The following is a 14,578-nucleotide window of genomic DNA, read 5'->3' on the forward strand; positions in this document are numbered from 1 at the left end:
GGGAATCCCTACCTTGGAATGGGGGAGTTCCCCCCTCTTATTCACCCTAACCTTGCGTATACAATAGAAGTATCAAAATGCGCAAGGAGCTGGAAAGATGAATAAAAGCAATCCTCTATTACAAAGATTAAAATTTTTCCGTAAGCGCGAAAAGAACTCGGAAGGATGGAGTGAAGTTACTGTTGCCGACCGTTCTTCTGAAGAAATGTATCGCAATCGTTGGCAGCATGACAAAGTTGTACGTTCAACCCATGGCGTCAACTGTACAGGTTCTTGCAGCTGGAAAATTTTTGTTAAAGACGGCATTGTTACTTGGGAAACACAACAAACTGATTATCCTACGACTGGGCCGGATATGCCGGAATTTGAACCTCGCGGTTGTCCGCGTGGAGCAAGCTTTTCCTGGTATCTCTATAGTCCACTGCGTGTGAAATATCCATACATTCGCGGTAAATTGCTTGAACTATGGAGAGAAGCGAAACGTGAGCATCAAGATCCTGTGAAAGCATGGAACTCGATTGTTGCAGATAAGGACAAAAAATTAACATATAAATCAGCACGGGGTAAAGGTGGAATGGTCCGCGCAACCTGGGATGAAGTATCCGAGATCATTTCTGCTTCCATGCTGCACACGATAAAGCAAAACGGACCAGACCGCATCATTGGATTTTCTCCAATCCCTGCGATGTCCATGGTAAGTTATGCAGCAGGATCTCGTTTCCTTTCTCTTGTGGGATCTCCGCTGCTTAGTTTCTATGACTGGTATGCGGATCTGCCTCCGGCATCACCGCAAATTTGGGGTGATCAAACGGATGTTCCAGAAAGTAGTGACTGGTACAATTCCAGCTACTTGCTAGTATGGGGTTCAAACCTGCCTATGACGAGAACACCGGATGCTCACTTCATGACAGAAGCACGGTACCGAGGAACGAAAGTGGTATCCATTAGTCCGGACTACGCGGAATTTGTAAGATTTGCAGATAAGTGGCTCCCAGCAAAACAAGGAACGGACGGAGCACTAGCGATGGCGATGGGCCACGTTATTTTAAATGAGTTCTATGTGAAACAAAGCACACCTTATTTCAATGAATATTCTAAAAAATATACAGATTTCCCATTCCTCGTCTTGTTGGATGAGAAAGAGGGCGCCTTTACGGCAAATCGCTTCCTCACTGCCAAAGATCTTGGTGTGGACACAAATAATGCGGAGTGGAAAACCGTACTGATCGATGAGAATTCAGGCGAGCTTCGAATCCCGAACGGAACCATCGGTTCACGCTGGGGAGAAGAAGGAAAATGGAACCTCGAAATGGTGGATACCCTTACTGGAGAAGAAATTTCTCCACAGCTTGGACTCGGTACATCAGCTGACGGTCAACTGACCATTAAGTTCCCTTACTTTGACGATGAAGGGAATACCGTCGTTACTCGTAACATTCCATACCGTACCATCACGACTCCAAATGGGGAAACGTACCGGGTAACTAGTGTATTTGATCTTATGCTTGCCCACTACGGTGTTGATGCCGTAAACGGAAGCAATTACGATGATGCGAACACAGTATATTCACCTGCATGGCAAGAACAGATTACAGGCGTAGATCGTGAATCTGTGATTCAAATTGCGCGTGAATTTGCTCAGAATGCAGTAGATAGTAAAGGTCGTTCCATGATTATCGTGGGTGCTGGTATTAACCACTGGTACAACTCCGATACCATCTACCGCAGTGTACTGAACCTTGTATTAATGACAGGCTGCCAAGGTGTGAATGGAGGCGGCTGGGCGCACTATGTTGGACAAGAAAAACTTCGTCCTGCAGAAGGCTGGGCTAATGTTGCGTTTGCACGTGACTGGACGATGCCGCCGCGCCAGCAAAATGGTACATCTTTCTTCTATTTTGCTACGAATCAGTGGAGATTTGAATCAAATCCAGTAGATGGACATACGTCTGCCTTGGTAGATGGAGCACGTTATTCTCACTATGCGGATTACAACGTCATGGCTGCTCGTCTAGGATGGCTGCCTTCGTATCCGCAATTTAATAGAAACTCGATTGAAGTTGCGAAAGAAGCATCCGAGCAAGGTCACAATACACCGGAAGGTGTAGCAAGTTATGTTGCACAGCAGCTGAAAGATCGTAAAATGCAGTTTGCAATTGAAGATCCAGATGCTGAAGTAAACCATCCAAAAGTAATGTTTGTATGGCGTGCGAACCTGATCTCAAGTTCTGGTAAAGGTCATGAGTACTTCCTGAAATATTTACTTGGTGCACACAACGGACTGCTGAATGATGATTCAGAGACGATTCGTCCGAAGGAAATCAAATGGCATGACAACGCAGCGGAAGGCAAACTCGACTTAATGGTAGACATCGATTTCCGTATGTCCGGAACAGCTGTTTATTCCGATATCGTACTTCCTGCAGCGACTTGGTATGAGAAGAGCGATCTATCTTCTACAGATATGCATCCGTTCATCCATCCATTTAATCCGGCTGTAGCGCCGCTATGGGAATCCAAGTCTGACTGGGAAACATTCAAGACGATTGCCAAAACATTCTCTGAAATGGCAGAAAGCCAGTTCACAGAACCGCAACGTGATCTTGTAGCTGTTCCGCTTCAGCATGATACACCAGATGAATTGTCTCAACCTTTCGGCCGAATTTTGGATTGGAGCAAAGGTGAGATCGACGCAATTCCTGGAAAAACAATGCCGAAATTTGTGGTAGTAGAACGGGATTATGCTTCTGTGTATAAGAAAATGACGGCACTTGGACCTAACATCAAAGATAAACCTTATGGTATTAAGGGGATTAACTGGTCTGCAGCAGAAGAATATGAACTGATGAAAAAAGTGAATGGCGTAGTGGACGAACCTGGTATTAGCGAAGGATGTCCGAAACTCGTAACAGACCGGCATATGGCGGAAGCCATCTTGTCCTTGTCCACGACAAGTAACGGTAAAATGGCGGTTAGAGCTTGGGAATCACTCGAGCAAAAAACAGCACTTAAACTGAAAGATCTGGCGGAAGACCGGATGGAAGAACGGTTTACTTTTAATGAAATTACAACACAGCCAAAAACCGTAATCACTTCACCTGCTTTCAGTGGTTCTGAACAACATGGTCGTCGTTATTCACCATTTACAACGAATGTAGAGCGCCTGATTCCTTACCGTACGCTTACAGGACGTCAGCATTACTTCCTCGATCATGAAATGTTGACGGAGTTTGGTGAAAACATGGCGATTTATAAACCAACGATGAAACATGCACCTTTCCATACCAATAAAAAACGTCCAGCGACGAAAGGGAAAGAAATTGTACTGAACTTCATGACACCGCATAGTAAATGGTCTATTCACAGTATGTATTTTGATTCTCTGCCGATGCTCACCTTGTTCCGAGGTGGACCAACAATTTGGATCAATAAGGACGATGCAGCAGACGCAGATATTAAAGATAACGACTGGATTGAGTGCTTCAACCAAAATGGTGCGGTCGTTGCTCGTGCCGTTGTCACGCACCGTATGCCTCGCGGAATGGCTTACATGCACCATGCGCAGGACCGCACAATTAACGTGCCTGCAACGGATGTGACGACGACACGCGGTGGTACACACAACAGTCCAACACGGATTCACGTGAAACCAACGCACATGATTGGCGGCTATGCCCAACTGAGCTACGGATTTAACTACTATGGCCCTACAGGAAACCAACGGGATCTGTATGTTGTGATCCGCAAACTTGAGGAGGTGAACTGGCTTGAAGATTAAAGCGCAAATCGGAATGGTCATGAACTTAGATAAATGTATTGGATGTCATACCTGCTCGGTCACTTGTAAGAACACATGGACAAACCGTAAAGGTGCCGAATACATGTGGTTTAACAATGTAGAGACAAAGCCAGGTATTGGATATCCAAAACAATGGGAGAACCAAGATAAATATAAAGGCGGTTGGGAACTGAAAAAAGACGGCAAGCTTGAACTTCGTTCAGGCAGCCGTGCGAATCGCCTGAAAAATATTTTCCATAACCCAGATCAACCAACAATCGATGATTACTACGAGCCATGGGACTATGATTATGAGAAACTTCAGCAGAGTCCTGAGCTTAAACACCAGCCAGTAGCACGTCCAAAATCGCAGATCACTGGTGAATATATGAACCTTGAGTGGGGACCAAACTGGGAAGATGATCTAGCCGGCGTACATGAGTCAGGCTATGAAGATCCGAATATGAAGGGGATTGAAGAATCCGTTCGTATGGAGTTTGAACAGGTATTTATGATGTACTTGCCGCGTATTTGTGAGCACTGCATTAACCCAGCCTGCGTATCCAGCTGTCCTTCCGGAGCGATGTACAAACGGGAAGAAGACGGAATCGTTCTGGTTGATCAGAATGCTTGCCGTTCCTGGAGATTCTGTGTATCAAGCTGTCCATATAAGAAAGTGTACTTCAACTGGCAAACAAACAAAGCGGAGAAATGTACACTTTGCTTCCCGCGGCTTGAGCAAGGATTGCCTACGATTTGCTCTGAAACTTGCGTAGGAAGAATTCGTTACCTGGGCGTTATGCTCTATGATGCGGATAAAGTGGAAGCAGCTGCATCCGTTACAAACGAGAAAGATCTTTATGAATCACAGCTTAATGTATTCCTGGATCCGAACGATCCTGAAGTCATTGCTGCAGCGAGAGCTGCGAATATTCCAGAAGACTGGATTGAGCATGCACAGCGTTCACCGATCTACAAAATGGTAGTCGACTGGAAGATTGCACTTCCGCTTCATCCAGAATACCGGACATTGCCAATGGTATGGTATGTACCGCCGCTCAGCCCAATTACGAACATGGTGGAAGGTAAAGGCGCATCTGCAACACCAGAAGATATTTTCCCGGCTATTGATGACATGCGTATTCCTGTTCAGTATCTGGCAAACTTATTGACTGCTGGAGATACAGATGTGGTTACCAACGTGCTGAAAAAGATGGCAGTTATGCGTTCACATATGCGTTCTCGTAACTTAAACAAAACACCTGATCTTGACATACTGAAACAATTCGGTATGACGGAAAAAGATACAGAAGAAATGTACCGTTTACTTGCAATTGCAAAATATGAAGATCGATTTGTCATTCCTTCCGCGCACCGAGAGGAGTTCGCAGATCTCTATTCCGAACAAGGAGGCTGCGGGTTCACGAATATGACGGGCGGACCTGGACCTTGTGGCGGTTGAGTCTTACGTTTCCATCGAATCGAAAAGGAGTGATCGGATATGAAAGAGATAACGCTGCGTTCAAGCTGGATGCTCTTCTCACAGCTATTGCAATACCCGGATGCAACATGGCAAGAAACGTCAGATGACATGTATGTTGATTGGTGCCATTTGATTCAGGAAGAGAACGAAGATGTGAGAGATACACTGCAAACTTTAGCTGGAGACTGTATTGCCTCCTTTGCTGGTATGGATGCAGAGGCAATTACATCCGCCTATGTTAAGACCTTTGATTTTAATAAGAAATCAAATTTGTATCTAACTTATGGACAACTGGGTGAAGATCGGGAACGTGGTCCTGCCTTGCTGCGTTTGAAGCAGCTTTATGAAGAAGAGGACATGATCATGGATACGGATGAATTACCTGATTTTCTGCCGCTGGTGCTTGAATATGTGGCTGTTGCACAAATGGACAGAGGCATAGGGCTTTTAGTCTCTTTCCGTAAAGCCCTCGAACAGCTGAAATCAGCACTAGATAAGCAAAATAGTCCTTATCGATATGTTATGGATGCCATACTGTGGATACTTGATGATTCGGGTATCACGGAAGGGTTAATCGAAATATCAGCTCCGGCTGCATGCGGAAGCATACCTTCTGCACAAGGCTGCGGTCCGATGTGGGCCGCCGCCGGATATGGACAAGTTAAGGAGGGAACCTCATGACTTGGGGAAGTCAATTTTTCTGGGTGATTTATCCCTATATCATACTCATCTTGTTTTTGGTGGGTCTTTATTATCGCTATCAAACAGATCAGTTTGGCTGGACAGCGAAATCGAGTGAGCTCTTAGAGAAAAAGAAGCTGCGCCTTGGAAGTAACTTGTTCCACATTGGAATTATCCTTGTCTTCTTTGGTCATGTAGGTGGTATTCTTATCCCTAAATCTTGGCTTTCAGCACTCGGAGTTTCAGATCATCTTTATCATTTAATGGCACTTTCGATTGGGACCATTGCAGGAATCATAACGCTGATCGGTTGTATTATTCTTGTTGTTCGCCGTCTATCTGACGTTCGTATTCGGAGAACCAGCAGCTTTGGAGATATGTTATCCATTATTCTCCTTACCCTCATTGTCGTTGTTGGCATGAGTGCTACTCTCTTCAATATGGCAGGCAGCGGAGAGTTTGATTACCGGGAGACCATTGGTCCATGGCTTAGAGGGGTGCTCATCTTTAGACCGGATGCTTCACTCATGAGCGAGGTGCCTCTCATTTTCCAAATTCATGTTGTTCTAGGACTATCGTTATTTGCCGTTTTCCCTTTTACAAGACTTGTGCATATGCTCAGTATGCCTATCAAATATTTGAGACGCAGCTATGTAGTGTATCGCAAACGGGGTTAATAGGGTTTTCTAAGTATTATATATAGATATCATATGATTCGGATGTATTGAAAAGGGCATGGTCCGCTTAGCGGAATCCATGCCGCTTTTTTCTAAACAGGGGATAGAGGAAGGAGGAGATCGTGTGAATCAGGGTCGCTATAGCAGACAGGAGAATTTTCAGCCGATTGGTTTACAGGGGCAGCAGCTTCTCTCTGATGCGCATGTACTCATCATCGGTGCCGGTGCGCTTGGTTCAGGGAATGCGGAAATACTTGCTCGATCAGGAGTAGGTACGATTTCGATCATTGATCGTGATGTGGTGGAATGGAGCAATCTGCAGCGTCAATCTTTATATGCGGAACAAGATGTAAGCGAGCAGCTTCCTAAAGCGATTGCAGCAGCGAATCGATTACAGCAGATTAACTCAGATATTCGTGTAAACCCGTATGTAATGGATTGTTCGGCACGGGACCTTCAGAACATTCTGGAGAATCACAACATTGATTTAATTCTGGATGCGACGGACCATTTTCCTATCCGCTATATGATTAATGATATATCCTATCGCTATCAAATCCCCTGGATTTATGGAGCTTGCTCCGGTAGTTTTGGTGCGGTGTATAACTTTATCCCTGGAAAGACACCTTGTCTTCATTGCTTACTGAAGCGCATGCCTTTTGGTTCTGCTTCTTGTGACATCGAGGGGATTATTGCACCTGCCGTACAAAGGGTGGTTTCTACGCAATCTGCCGAAGCACTCAAATGGCTGACCGGGAACAAAAGGTTGATGTCTGATCGTTTTATGGTATTTGATCTGTGGACGAATATGTCACAGGCAATCCGGATTCATGATGATGCAGGGCATCACACCTGTCAAACCTGTGGAGCCAAGCCGACTTATCCTTACCTGAGGTATGATACAGAGATAAAAACGGAGGTATTATGCGGCCGAACCTCTGTATGGGTCCGTTATCCGAGAGAAGAATTACTTGATTTAGAAGGTGTTGCTAAGCGTGCAATGGGGCAAGATACTGGCGTTAGAGTGACCCCACATCTTATTCAGATTGAAGAAGGGAATTTCAGGCTTGTTATTTTTCGAGATGGACGGGCACTCATTCATGGTACTTCGGATCCTGTAGAAGCTAAGAAATTGTATCAGCGATATGTGATGTGACTTTATGTTAAAGAAGGTGGTTCTTTATGAAAATATTATGTTTTGCGCATTTAAGTGAGCAATTAGGAACTCATGAATTGGACTTAGATCTGGGTTCGACCACAGTTGCTGACTTTCGATTAGAGATGAAAAGACGTTACCCCGAGTTATTACTTGATCATGTGATGATCGCAGTAAACGAACAATTCGCAGATGACCAAGATCAGATTGGTCCTAATGATACGGTGGCTTTGCTTCCGCCCGTTAGCGGCGGGTAAGGAGGATGACGATGAGTAATGAGAAACTAACCCATTTTAATGAACAAGGCCGGGCTCATATGGTTGATGTTACGGATAAAAAAGAAACGAAACGGATCGCTGTTGTGAGAAGTCAGATCCAAATGCAGCCGGAAACCTTAAGAAGAATTAAGGAAGGTTCTATGGAAAAGGGCGATGTCCTTGCTGTAGCTCAAATTGCCGGTATCATGGCAGCAAAAAAGACATCCGATATCATTCCCATGTGTCATCCCATCCCGCTGACAGGTATTGATATTACCTTTGAATTCGTGAGCGAAGAGATCCTATCTTTTGAAGTGACAGTGAAGACAACCGGCGTAACTGGTGTTGAGATGGAAGCTTTAACAGCAGCACAAACCGTAGGATTAACGATATATGATATGTGTAAAGCAATAGATAAAGGGATGATTCTCGGACCTACTTATCTAGCGCGCAAGCAAGGCGGAAAAAGCGGTGACTACTATCGTCAAAATACATGAGAATTACGGAAAGAAAGGAGGCCGAAAGTGGACAGTTCATTATTCGTGATCACCGATCAACCGATTGAAGCAGAAGAAGTGATTAGCAAAGTAAAACGCAGGGAAGCAGGAGCAATTACCCTGTTTTTAGGTACAGTACGGGAACTTACCTTTGGTAAACGTACCTTATTTCTGGAATATGAAGCTTATCCCTCTATGGCAGTTAAACAATTAGAACGTATTGGTGAGGAAGTACGCGAACGCTGGGCAGATACATGTGTAGCTATCACCCATCGTATAGGCAGGCTTGAAATTTCTGATGTTGCCGTTGCGATTGCGGTCTCTTCTCCCCACCGAAAAGCGGCTTATGAAGCGAATGAATATATCATTGAACGGATTAAACAGATTGTACCGATCTGGAAAAAAGAATACGGCGAAGATGGTTCAGAGTGGGTTGGAGATCAGCTAAACCAAGTCACTTATCCAGAAGGCCGTCCTTTACTTCATGATCTATCCAAAGAAGAAATGGATAATGCATAAGTAATATGGTAACAAACCACCCTATTTTATAAGAAAGGAGTTGATGAGCGGATGAAAGTACCTCGTCTCGTAGATTCGTTTGGCCGAAAACATGAATACTTACGAATATCAGTGACAGATCGCTGTAATTTGCGCTGTGTTTACTGTATGCCGGAAGAAGGAATGGAATTTGAACCTTCCGATAAGATACTTACTTATGATGAAATCGCTGACGTCGTGCGGGTTGTTGCAGGAATGGGAATATCCAAAATCAGACTGACAGGAGGAGAACCCCTTGTCCGAAAAGAACTGGAGAAACTAGTCGATATGATTTCCCATATTCCCGGGATTGAAGATATTGCTCTTACAACGAATGGGATTTTTCTCGGACCTCGTGCAGCGAAGTTAAAAGAAGCAGGCCTGACACGTGTGAATATAAGTTTGGACTCCTTACGCCCAGATCGGTTTAAAATGATTACACGCGGAGGCAACGTTCAAAAGGTGCTGGACAGCATTGATACCTGTCTCAAAGTGGGACTGACTCCCATCAAGCTGAATGTACTACTCATGAAGGGGATTAATGATGATGAAATCGCTGATTTTATTTCCCTGACGAAAGATCGGGATATCCATGTGCGTTTCATCGAATATATGCCCATCGGACACAGTGATGAACAGTGGAAAAGTCTCTACTTGCCACTCAGCACAGTGAAAGAAGTATGCACTCAACAGGAATGGGATTATGAAAGTGTAGACAATGTAAAGGGGAATGGACCCGCACAGAATTATCGACTGAAAGGTGCCGTCGGCAGTTTTGGTTTGATTCATCCGGTTAGTGAACATTTCTGTCAGTCTTGCAACCGTCTGCGTCTTACCGCTGATGGGTATATTAAGCCATGTCTAGCATGGACTGAACAGTTCCAAGTCCGAAATGTAATCGGGGATGACGAAGCACTGCGGCAAATGTTTCTAGAGGCGATTGGTACGAAGCCCGAACATCATGAAATGTACAAGTTCCTACAGGGTGGAAAAGAAACAACTCATACGCCTACCCACCGTAGAATGTCACAAATTGGTGGTTAGGAGGGGGAAGTATGGGGGTTTTTTCTAAGAAAAATATGAAATATGTCGTTCTTTTTTTCACAATTTTTCTGCTATTATTGGGATGTGGGAATCAACAGGCTGAGAAGCAGACAGATGGTAAAGAAATAGAGATTACGGTTTCTGCCGCAGCGAGTCTAACCGATGCTCTGCAAGAAATTCAAGATAACTATAGAGCGGAAAACTCCAATGTTACGATCTATTTTAACTTCGGTGGATCGGGAGCATTGCAGCAGCAGATTGAGCGTGGGGCCCCAGTTGATCTGTTTATTTCTGCATCCAAATCTTATATAGAAGCTCTTGTCCAGCAAGGAATGATTGCAGAGGACGAGCAGACTACCTTGCTCACGAATGAACTTACTGTGATTACCGCAGCGGATGACAAAACAACGATTCGAGATGTGAACGATTTGCTAAAAACGGAAGTTAGCAGTATCGCCATTGGGATTCCTGAAACCGTGCCAGCAGGTAAGTATGCGAAAGAAGCGCTTCAGCATGGAAACGTATGGGAAGATGTAGAGTCCAAGATGATTCAAGCGAAAGATGTGCGTCAGGTTCTGCAATATGTAGAGACGAAAAATGTAGAGGCAGGTTTTGTATACAAGACAGATGCTCTCTCTTCAGATAAAGTAAGAATTGCCTATACGGTGAATCCCTCATTCTATACTCCCATTGAATACCCTGTAGGCGTAATTCATTCTTCAGCAAATAAACAAGAGGTTATGGAATTCTACACTTATTTGCAATCGGAGGAAGCAATGTCTATTTTCAAAAAGTATGGTTTCTCGGCTCCTGGTGAGTAAACATGGATATAGACTTTGTGCAGCTATGGAGTCCGATACGCCTCTCATTACAAGTCGCTGCGATATCAAGTGTCCTTAGTACCTGCTCTGGTATTTTTTTCGCTTGGCGTATGTCTATTTCAAGATTCCCAGGGAAAGTGATCGTCGAGACGTTATTCATGCTTCCACTTGTATTACCTCCGACCGTGATCGGTTTTTTGCTGCTTGTATTTCTCGGTAGAAACAGCTGGGTTGGACAGGTTGTAGAAAGTATATTTTCTACTTCGATTATTTTTTCCTGGGGAGCTGCAGTTATTGCTTCCGTAGTCGTATCTTTTCCGCTTGTGTACCAGACGATGAAGAACGGGTTTGCTGCAATTGATACGAATCTTATGGATGCAGCACGGTCTAGTGGTGCAAGTGAATGGCAATTATTCCGTTATGTTACCTTACCTATAACTCTTCCTTCGGTAATGACCGCTTATATTCTTAGCTTCGCACGCAGTCTTGGGGAGTTCGGTGCAACCCTGATGATTGCCGGAAATATTCCGGGCAAGACACAAACGGTCCCAACGGCCATTTTTGTAGCAGTGGAATCTGGTAATATGACGATGGCCTGGCTCTGGACGATCTCTATCATTCTTATTTCGTTTCTGCTTCTGCTCCTGACGAGAATGAAAAAAACAGATTAAATAAACAGAGAGGGGGAGAATCATACCGATGAAGAAACAAAATAAAATGGTCATTCCTCATGAACATGGGGGATGGGCTATGATCAGTGTTCCGTTCTTATTTGGAGTGATGGCAGGGACACCCCGCTTTAGCCACATACTTTTATTTATAGCGTGGTTGTTCTTATACTTAGCTTCGTATCCTTTATTACAGGCGATAAAAAGAAAAAAACAGAGGACGCATTTATTAAAATACGCCGTCATTTATGGTGTAATTGCTATAGCAGCACTCCTATATCCTCTTATTGACAAACCTCAATTGTTTTATTTTGGAATCCCATTCCTGATCTTATTAAGTGTGAACATATGGCATGTCAAACAGAAGGCGGAAAGAGCTATTTTGAATGATTTCTGTGCCATTGTGATCTTTTCCTTAGGAGGAGCTGCATCTTACTTGTATGGCGGCGGCACTTGGGATGCAGAGATGCTGACTATTGTACTCTATAACTTAATTTACTTCATGGGAACAGCGCTTTTTGTGAAAACGATATTTCGGGAAAGAGGCAATTCAGCTTGGGAAAAAGCAGCGAAAATCTATCATATATTGATTCTGATCATTCCATTTATATTAGGGCAACCTTGGATGATCTTACCGTTTATTTTCCCACTCGTGCGTACGTATCTGTTCTCTGGAAAATCAATGAAGCCAATGAAAGCAGGAATTCTGGAGGTGATTGGAGCATTACAATTTATTATCATCTCGTGGTTAGTGTATTGAAGAGGACATTCATTATCATCGAGAAAAAGAGTGTAAGTGTAATAATCGCGAGAATTAGACGAGAAATAGACCGTTCCCCGAGTGATGGCGGTCTATTTTTTATACCATAATAACGGGATCATGGGATTCTATTGTTGGAAAATGGAGCAACTGCCGCATGCTATTTTTGTAACGTCTCTACGTTAGTTCAAGTCGAAATCCTAAATTTAAATCTTTTGAATTGCCATTTCAATATGTTTATTAAATTTCGCATCCTTCGCATTGTCTACGTTTTCATGATGCCAATACAGGATAAGAACATTTTTGTATTCGAAAATGTTTGGTATTTTCATATCATATTTTTCCTTCTGAGTATTGAAATCGTTTAGTCCTTCTTCTCGAGCAGTCTCTGAATTATAAACGTAAATTGAAATGTATTCTTTATAAACTTCTTTTACATTTGGTCGAACCACAAAAAACCTATTGGACTTAACGTTATTCAAAACCCAATCATCTTTTTGCTCCTTTATAAACATTTCAATTCCCTCAGATTTTAGAGCGGTTGTCACTTTATCCAAAGTAAGATTATTTTCGTTCTCGGTCACAAACTTCTCTTTATCTTTCTCAATCACTGGTGGTTTTTCCGTTTGAATAGAAAAGCATCCTGCTAAAATAAAACTCATTGCTATCAGTGAAATTATAATTTTTTTCATAATAATCCCTCCCTTTTCAACAGTTATTGACGTTTGTAAATGGAGGAATGTTCCAAGAGAATGGTTTATGATATTATGCAAAACTGTACAATAGCTTAAAAAAAGCAACTGGGCTGTTGATCGGTTGCTTACTTGTTCTTCTTAAACTATCGTTTTCTCCGTAAGTTGAACGAAGATAAGATTATTGTTTAGTCCATTATAGTCAACTTCTGTAAATTCATATTAGCACAATATTATTTTGCAATAATTCGCAAAAAACACAGTTAACGGGCTATCCTTCTGATATAAATAACTTTCTATCTTTTTTATGTAATAATATTCTATTTATTGCTAGTTTTATTCTACTTTTATTAGAAATGCTTTGTTAATATATATTAATTGATTTTAGATGGAGGAGAATTTTTTTGAAGAAAATTTTAAAGAAAATAATGTTGATTGGTGGTGGAGTTGTTCTAGGGCTTGTAATTCTTGTAATTGGTTTCATAATTTATATTCAAACTCCACCGAAGAATGATCCAGAGATTGTTGCTTATACTGAGGAAAAGGTTAAAGATTACTTAGTTGAAGAAAAAGGATATTCAGAGAGTGATATCTTACATGTTACTTCAAAACGTGAACCAAAGAATAAAGATAAAGCAGCAACTGGATATCGAATTTCAGTGGTATTCTCAAATGAACCGGATAGTACTTATCTTTATGAGATAAATGACGAAGATGAAATCAGACAATTTGGATACAGTACTGGAAAAGCTATTAAACATAGGACTATTAAATAAAAGATGCTACCAGTCATGGCATCATCCTTATAATATTAGTGAATTGAATTAATTTATCATTATCTATTACTTATAAAAACGGATAATGCTTGATAAAAGTGAGTATAACGTAATCATAGATACAATGAATGTGGCTTCCAAGTGGGTATGTATAATTGCCGGTTTGCATAATAAAAGGGAGCAGTTGCTAACTGGCAAGTTGCTCCGTGCTGTGTTCAACTATCGTTTTTCATTAGCTTAATGAGTTATCCTAATAAAACAATCATTCGGCTCCTATAGAAATTAACTAAAAGAAAAGATTGTGAATTGTGTTATTAAGTAGACAGTAATGAGTACATTTATTGCGAGTATAAATATTGTTTTCAGATTAACTGAATATTTTATTAAGTAGCGACGAAAAACAAATGAAAGTAAGGTCATGATAACAAAGTACCCAATCGGTATAACGAAACTATAAAATACTTTTTCTGTTGCACCAATGTCACCTGGTGGGGCATCTGCTGCTGTGAATCTTCCCATTTCTATCCATATCTTGAATACCCAGTAAAATAAGAAAGATGTGGTCGATATAACTAATAGATAAGCTACATAACTAATTACGCTAAGGTTAATCTTCAAACAGTTGCCTCCAATTTTATGTGATTTTTCAGTATAATGCCTTTAAGAAGTAATTACTTCATTAAAATAAGAAAGATTGTTGTATCCACATCAAGAAGCTCAGAAATCCTGTTATGCTGAATGTGATTAAGAT

14 protein-coding genes are annotated in these 14,578 nt (G+C 42.2%); 13 read left to right on the forward strand and 1 reads right to left on the reverse strand.

The annotated features are described in order from the left end of the window. The first annotated feature begins 97 nt into the window (after positions 1-97). The 12 genes from PV403_RS01490 (at position 98) to PV403_RS01545 (ending at position 12,359) form a co-directional block, all read left to right on the forward strand. Positions 98-3,778: a nitrate reductase subunit alpha gene (locus tag PV403_RS01490; RefSeq protein ID WP_332083375.1), complete on the forward strand. Its 3,681-nt coding sequence runs from the start codon at positions 98-100 to the stop codon at positions 3,776-3,778. Continuing rightward, positions 3,768-5,240, forward strand: coding sequence for a nitrate reductase subunit beta (narH, locus tag PV403_RS01495; protein ID WP_332083376.1), 1,473 nt, complete (start codon positions 3,768-3,770; stop codon positions 5,238-5,240). Before PV403_RS01490 ends, narH begins: the two co-directional genes overlap by 11 nt. Positions 5,241-5,279: 39 nt before the next feature. Then, positions 5,280-5,942, forward strand: a complete 663-nt coding sequence (narJ, locus tag PV403_RS01500) for a nitrate reductase molybdenum cofactor assembly chaperone (RefSeq protein WP_191797449.1) — start codon at positions 5,280-5,282, stop codon at positions 5,940-5,942. After that, on the forward strand, positions 5,939-6,619 hold the full coding sequence (gene narI / locus PV403_RS01505; RefSeq protein ID WP_332083377.1) for a respiratory nitrate reductase subunit gamma: 681 nt from the start codon (positions 5,939-5,941) through the stop codon (positions 6,617-6,619). Before narJ ends, narI begins: the two co-directional genes overlap by 4 nt. Before the next feature lie 124 nt (positions 6,620-6,743). After that, positions 6,744-7,775, forward strand: a complete 1,032-nt coding sequence (locus PV403_RS01510; RefSeq protein WP_332083378.1) for a ThiF family adenylyltransferase — start codon at positions 6,744-6,746, stop codon at positions 7,773-7,775. Positions 7,776-7,801: 26 nt separating this feature from the next. Further along, entirely contained in the window at positions 7,802-8,032 is a 231-nt protein-coding gene (gene moaD / locus PV403_RS01515) for a molybdopterin converting factor subunit 1 (RefSeq protein ID WP_191797455.1), read from the forward strand. Positions 8,033-8,043: 11 nt separating this feature from the next. After that, positions 8,044-8,529, forward strand: coding sequence for a cyclic pyranopterin monophosphate synthase MoaC (moaC, locus tag PV403_RS01520; RefSeq protein WP_332083379.1), 486 nt, complete (start codon positions 8,044-8,046; stop codon positions 8,527-8,529). 27 nt (positions 8,530-8,556) lie between these two features. Further along, the gene (locus tag PV403_RS01525) at positions 8,557-9,048 is read left to right on the forward strand and encodes a molybdenum cofactor biosynthesis protein MoaE (protein ID WP_332083380.1); all 492 of its coding nucleotides are present in this window, start codon (positions 8,557-8,559) and stop codon (positions 9,046-9,048) included. 51 nt (positions 9,049-9,099) lie between these two features. Further along, complete coding sequence (gene moaA, locus PV403_RS01530) at positions 9,100-10,110, forward strand: GTP 3',8-cyclase MoaA (RefSeq protein WP_332083381.1); 1,011 nt, start codon at positions 9,100-9,102, stop codon at positions 10,108-10,110. An 11-nt stretch (positions 10,111-10,121) separates the two neighbouring features. Then, a complete protein-coding gene (gene modA, locus PV403_RS01535) occupies positions 10,122-10,931 on the forward strand; it encodes a molybdate ABC transporter substrate-binding protein (RefSeq protein ID WP_332083382.1) in 810 nt (269 codons plus the stop codon). Between the two features lie 2 nt (positions 10,932-10,933). Then, a complete protein-coding gene (gene modB / locus PV403_RS01540) occupies positions 10,934-11,602 on the forward strand; it encodes a molybdate ABC transporter permease subunit (protein ID WP_332083383.1) in 669 nt (222 codons plus the stop codon). A gap of 28 nt (positions 11,603-11,630) precedes the next feature. After that, positions 11,631-12,359 carry a YwiC-like family protein gene (locus PV403_RS01545; RefSeq protein ID WP_332083384.1) on the forward strand — a complete coding sequence of 243 codons (729 nt, stop codon included), beginning with the start codon at positions 11,631-11,633 and terminating at the stop codon, positions 12,357-12,359. 206 nt (positions 12,360-12,565) lie between these two features. Here the strand turns inward: PV403_RS01545 and PV403_RS01550 are convergent, their stop codons facing one another. Further along, the gene (locus PV403_RS01550) at positions 12,566-13,051 is read right to left on the reverse strand and encodes a hypothetical protein (RefSeq protein WP_213533307.1); all 486 of its coding nucleotides are present in this window, start codon (positions 13,049-13,051) and stop codon (positions 12,566-12,568) included. Positions 13,052-13,455: 404 nt separating this feature from the next. Here PV403_RS01550 and PV403_RS01555 point away from each other — a divergent pair, with 404 nt between their 5' ends. Then, complete coding sequence (locus tag PV403_RS01555) at positions 13,456-13,827, forward strand: DUF3139 domain-containing protein (protein WP_213533305.1); 372 nt, start codon at positions 13,456-13,458, stop codon at positions 13,825-13,827. The last annotated feature ends 751 nt before the right edge of the window (positions 13,828-14,578 follow it).

It is taken from the genome of Paenibacillus sp. GYB006 (genome assembly GCF_036577645.1).
Taxonomy (GTDB): Bacteria; Bacillota; Bacilli; order Paenibacillales; family Paenibacillaceae; genus Paenibacillus.

Excerpts from the sequence above, each read along its gene's own strand:
- modB (WP_332083383.1), top strand. The coding sequence starts at position 10,934 with ATGGATATAGACTTTGTGCAGCTATGGAGTCCGATACGCCTCTCATTA.
- moaD (WP_191797455.1), top strand. The coding sequence starts at position 7,802 with ATGAAAATATTATGTTTTGCGCATTTAAGTGAGCAATTAGGAACTCAT.
- narI (WP_332083377.1), top strand. The coding sequence starts at position 5,939 with ATGACTTGGGGAAGTCAATTTTTCTGGGTGATTTATCCCTATATCATA.
- narJ (WP_191797449.1), top strand. The coding sequence starts at position 5,280 with ATGAAAGAGATAACGCTGCGTTCAAGCTGGATGCTCTTCTCACAGCTA.
- modA (WP_332083382.1), top strand. The coding sequence starts at position 10,122 with ATGGGGGTTTTTTCTAAGAAAAATATGAAATATGTCGTTCTTTTTTTC.
- moaA (WP_332083381.1), top strand. The coding sequence starts at position 9,100 with ATGAAAGTACCTCGTCTCGTAGATTCGTTTGGCCGAAAACATGAATAC.
- PV403_RS01490 (WP_332083375.1), top strand. The coding sequence starts at position 98 with ATGAATAAAAGCAATCCTCTATTACAAAGATTAAAATTTTTCCGTAAG.
- PV403_RS01545 (WP_332083384.1), top strand. The coding sequence starts at position 11,631 with ATGAAGAAACAAAATAAAATGGTCATTCCTCATGAACATGGGGGATGG.
- moaC (WP_332083379.1), top strand. The coding sequence starts at position 8,044 with ATGAGTAATGAGAAACTAACCCATTTTAATGAACAAGGCCGGGCTCAT.
- PV403_RS01550 (WP_213533307.1), bottom strand. The coding sequence starts at position 13,051 with ATGAAAAAAATTATAATTTCACTGATAGCAATGAGTTTTATTTTAGCA.